Source organism: Dokdonella sp., assembly GCF_049593775.1.
In the GTDB taxonomy this organism is placed as follows: domain Bacteria; phylum Pseudomonadota; class Gammaproteobacteria; order Xanthomonadales; family Rhodanobacteraceae; genus Dokdonella.
On the sequence record NZ_JBAWHJ010000447.1, the window covers coordinates 1 to 5,099 of the forward strand.

Genomic DNA, 5,099 nt, shown 5'->3' on the forward strand with positions numbered 1-5,099 from the left:
GTTCGAATCAGCTGCGCGGTGATGCGAAGCGTGTCGGCCGATTTGCGCACACTGCCTTCGAGGATATGGGCGACGTCAAGCGCCTCGGCAATGGTCTCGACGTCGACTTCCTTGCCCTTGAACGAGAACGAGGAAGTGCGCGCGATCACGCGCAACTGCGGGATTTGCGCAAGCTGATTCAACAATTCTTCAGACAAGCCATCCGAAAAGAATTCCTGCTCGGGATCGGAACTCATGTTGACGAAGGGCAGCACGGCAATCGAGTTGTCATTAGCTGGCTTTGTTGCGTTTTCCAGCAGAGCGGCTGGCTTCACCTCAGTGTCCGTTGCTTCTGTCAGCGCGGGTTGCTGTTTCGGTGTGAATACGAACTTGTCGAGCGCGAAATAGCCAAGGGTGATGACCAGCAAGCCGATAATCACGCGATCCATGCGTCGCCCTGTGTGTGGCGCGATGGATTGATCAGGCGTGACATCGACATCGCGCTTGATGCCGTCGGGTGTTACTTCGAAGATCCAGGCGAACACCAACGCCGGCACGAAACCGATCGCCAGCAGCATCACGATTGTCTTCAACACCCAGTCTGGCGTCGCATATAGCGGCAACAATGTTTCGGCCACCTGCACGATCAACCAGGCAGAGATCAGGTACAACCCGCCCATGCGAATCACATTGCGGCGTTTGAGTTCGGCGAACAGGCTCATGCTGCGACCCCCTGCTGATTCAAGACTTTCGCAGGTTGGAGTGAGCGCAAGCGAACCCCAACGGCGCGACAAACCATGTGTTGCCTCGATGCGCAATTTGATCGCAAATTTGCGCTTGTGTGCTCGATCTGTTTTTTCATGATCTTGTGCCCTGAGGAATCGTTGGAGTTCGCTTGCGCTCACCCCAACCTGCGGATCTCGCGGCTCGTGGCTCCACGGCCATGTGGATCACGTTGCGGCGCTTGAGTTCGGTGAAGATGCTCATTGATCGCAGTCCAGCTGCGGCGATGGCTCGGTTTCGAAACGACAACCATCGGGCGGGCCCAGCTCTTGCCAATAGGCCAACATGCCCTGGCGATCGGCCAGTGTCATGAAGTCCGGCAGTGCCCTCAAAGGCTTGAACTGTGGATACCAAAGGCTCAGTTGCAGTGATTGGGCGGCTGTGCGATCTGCGTGCAGCACTCGAGTCATGGCTGCATCGTCGGCACCGAAACTGTCGAGCAGGATCGCCCATTCAAGCTGGGGATCTGCATTGGCTGCGTTGATCAGGGATTCAAGGGCCTGTGGTCGCAAGTCCGGATCAGCAAGTGCTGGCGCAAGCGAACGCGCCAGATCGCGTTGACTTGACGGCATGGTCTCGTCGTCGTGCACCCAGTCCAGGTAGCGCTGCGTGATTTCGGCGTCCGTGTTGGTGCCATCGCCGAGTGCAACCAGGAAGAGTGCGCGACTGGCCGGGCCGCGCCAGCCAAGAGTGTGCGCCTGTTGCAGGAAGGCTTCGCCGGCTTCGCGATCACCGCGCAGGGCCATGCTGATACCTAACCAGCCCTGTTGCAGTCCACTCAAGGGATCGAGGCGTTGTGCATGAACAAAACTTTCGTGCGCTGCATCGACGTGACCGACTTCGATCTGGCCCAGCCCCTGCCAGAGCCAGGTGTTGGCGTTGTTCGGTTCAAGCTCGAGCGCGCGCCTGATCAGCCGTGCTTCCAGCAAACGATCGCTTGCGACTGCAGCGAGTCGGGCACTGACGGCCAGCGCAGCTGGATGATCGGGTTGCAGGGCCAGCGCTTTCGCTGCGGCATCGGTTGCGCGTTGCAGCGAGTCGACGCCCATCGGATCGGGTGCGTACGAACCCCACACATACCAGGTGCCGGCCAGAGTGGCCCAGGCATCGGCGAATCCCGGATCCAGCGCAAGCGCCTGTTCGAGCAATTCGCGCGCCGCCGGCAGGTTGGCGCCGCGCTGGATAAATAACTGGCGGCCGCGCAGATACGATTCATAGGCCCGCATGTCGCCGGTTGCGGGTGCGACCTTGATCGTACGTGTACCCAAGGACGCGACCAGAGCATCTGCAATAGATTGGGAAATCTCCTGCTGGACCTGAAAGATGTCGCTGAGGTGCCGGTCGTAGGTTTCCGACCACATGTGAAAGCCATCCGAAGCGTGAATCAGCTGCGCCGTGATGCGGATATCATCGCCTTGGCGACGCACCGAGCCTTCCAGCAGGTAAGCAACGCCGAGTCGCGCGGCGATTTCCCTGACGCCAACATCGGTATTGCGAAACGCGAACGAGGAACTGCGCGAGATGACTTTCAGATCAGCGATGCGAGCCAGCACATTGAGCAACTCCTCGGCCAGGCCATCTGCGAAATAGGCATCGTCGGGATCAGGACTGAAGTTGGCGAAAGGCAATACCGCAATCGAACGTGGGTCGATCGGCTCGGCAGGACGAACTGGCAGATCAGGCACAGCCGGAGCTTCGATCGGCACCGTTGCCTGCATGTTGGCGGCACGTTCGGCCGCGTAAGGCGCTAACACCTGATGCAGGATCGACAGACTCAGTGCGCCTAGTACCAGCACGACAGTGGCCTGATCAATTCGCTGTGCCGTGCGCGTGTTGTGCGGGTTGGCAACTCCCGGGCCACGATCCACGCGCAATCCCTGCCCAGCCATCTCGTAGCGCCAGGCCAGCAACATCATTGGCAACCATGCCACGAGCAAGCCCAGCAACAGCCAACGCACCGAGCCGATCGGCAATCCCAATGCCGGATACAGCAGGTTGGAAATCGCCACCATCAACCAGGACAAGGCCAGCCAGGCGACACCGACGCGTATCACATTGCGGCGTTTGAGTTCCGCAAGAAAACTCATGGCCTACTCGCAGACATAGTCGCCCCTGTCATTCTTGCGGCACAGATCCGGCGGGCCGAACCGGTCCCATAGATCTGCCAGTCCGATCTGTCTGGCAAATTCCGGGAATTCGGGGGCCCTGCGTGCATCTCGACCGGGCGGCCCCCAGAGCATCGACAGGAACAAGGGGTCGTTGCTGGTCGGATTGTCCGCCATCAGCGTCATCGCGCGCTCGGGTTGACCGAGACGGACCAGGGCATAGGGGGCGACTCCGGCCATCACTGCGGGGTTGGTCGCAAGATAGGCGTCGACAACGGCGACCGCATTCGAGCGCGCGGTCTCATCGCCCAGTATGCCTTCTGCCAGGATCTCTGCACTTTCAGCTGGAAATTCGCGAGTAAAGGGCTGCAAGCCCTTGCTCAACTGACGCAACGCCTCATCGGTATCCCCATTGCGTACGGCAACCATCGAGAGGCCTATTCCTGCATGAACCAGTCCCGTTTGATCGGCACGCCGATAGGCCTCTTCGGCCTCGGTCCATTGTCCTGCCTGAGCATACCCATTGCCTCGCCACAACAACGCGACCGGCAACAGCGGGTCGATTGCCAGCAACCTGTCCAGCGTGGCGGCGCTTGATGCCAGGTATCCGTTCTGCTGTTGGTTGGTTCCCAGCCAGAGGTTGGCGGTAATGTCGTTTGGATCGAGAGCGATCGCCTTTTCAAAGGCCTCGTGTGATTTCACTCCCTGACGTTGTCCTCCATAGACAAGACCCAACGCCGCATACGGCTCAGCCAGGGTCGGATCCTGCTCGATGGCGAGCTGCGCTTCACGCACGGCATCCGCAGCTGGATCCTCGGAAATGCCGGCGTCGTAGGCTGGCGCAATCGCGAACAGAGAGGCCAGCCGCGCATGCGCCCGGACAAACCCTGGGTCGAGGCGAATCGCTTCCTGCAATTGCTCGACGGCACGCGGGAACCCACTCGCATCGCGTTGATTGAACGGGACAGCTGCCTGCCAATACAGCGCATAGGCGGCCGTGTTGGTGGTTGACTGGTGCACCAGGCGTGACTTCTGGTCGCCCTGGAGCACCACTTTCAGATTTTCGGTAATCGCGCGAGCAATGCGCTCCTGCAGTTCGAACACATCACTCAGGTCGCCGTCGTAGGTTTCCGACCACATGTGAAAGCCATCAGAAGCCTGGATCAGCTGCGCGATGATACGCACCTTGTCACCTTGCTTGCGCACCGAACCTTCGAGAATGGTGGCAACGCCGAGAGCAGCAGCAATTTCACGCAGATCATCGTTCTTGCCCTTGTAGTGAAACGACGAGGTGCGTCCGGCGACCTTTAGATCCTGAATCTTGGCCAGAGCGTTGAGGATTTCTTCCGACATGCCATCGGAAAAGTATTCCTGATCATGTCCGGGACTGAGATCGGCGAATGGCAGCACAGCGATGGACTTGGCGTTGATCGCCGGCTCCTCTGGCGTGGCGTCCTGCTCCGGAATTGCAATCAGACTTCCGGCAAATCGAGTAGCGTCACGTGCCGGAGAAAGCACGAACTTGTCGAAACCCAGATAGAGCACGGCAAGCACCAGCAGGGCAATAAACAGCCGATTCATTCGCTTGCCTGTATGCGCCGCGATGGATTGCTCAAGGGCAATCTCACTCTCACGCTTCAGTCCCTCTGGCGTCATTTCGAACACCCAGGAGAATGCCAGCGCTGGCAGGAATGCCAGGCCCAGCACTATCACGATGGCACGCAAGACCCAGTCAGGTATGTCGAACGCAGGCAGCAAGGTCTCGGCTACCTGGAAAATCATCCAGGCACCGACCAGATACACGCCGGCCATGCGGATAACGTTACGGCGTTTGAGTTCGTCGAAAAAACTCACTTCATTGGCCCCTTCCCCTGTGCGGCGCGGTCATGCCTCGACCGGCCAATGCATGATTCTACTCTGTGACGCAGTTCTCGGTTGCTTTCCCGCAGATCAGTCCGTGCGATGCGCCCCACGGAAGCCCGCGCCGGCGACGAAATTGACCAGTCAGTCGGCTGTTGAAAATCCCCTGGTAGAGGCGTTCATGTCCGAAGCTTGACCAGCCCTTTGGCTGTTGAAGTTCGCAGATGGTTCGGAAAGCATCATGGCTGAAGCAAACAACGAAGCAGAAACGCGAGCAGAGCGATCGAAGCCCGTGTCATGAATCGGCTCGACATCAACGTCCGATGCCCTTGCGATGACACGGCTCAAGATCATTCGCCTGTACCCAGATCC

3 protein-coding genes and 1 pseudogene are annotated in these 5,099 nt (G+C 59.2%); all 4 read right to left on the reverse strand.

Going from position 1 to position 5,099, the window contains the following annotated elements; all coding sequences use genetic code 11:
• Positions 1-701, reverse strand: a pseudogene (locus tag WBP53_RS15435) (hypothetical protein); the annotation flags it as partial.
• Between the two features lie 261 nt (positions 702-962).
• Positions 963-2,849 carry a hypothetical protein gene (locus tag WBP53_RS15440; protein WP_423930505.1) on the reverse strand — a complete coding sequence of 629 codons (1,887 nt, stop codon included), beginning with the start codon at positions 2,847-2,849 and terminating at the stop codon, positions 963-965.
• 3 nt (positions 2,850-2,852) lie between these two features.
• Entirely contained in the window at positions 2,853-4,721 is a 1,869-nt protein-coding gene (locus tag WBP53_RS15445) for a hypothetical protein (protein WP_423930507.1), read from the reverse strand.
• A 150-nt stretch (positions 4,722-4,871) separates the two neighbouring features.
• A complete protein-coding gene (locus WBP53_RS15450; RefSeq protein ID WP_423930509.1) occupies positions 4,872-5,075 on the reverse strand; it encodes a hypothetical protein in 204 nt (67 codons plus the stop codon).
• Between the last annotated feature and the right edge of the window lie 24 nt (positions 5,076-5,099).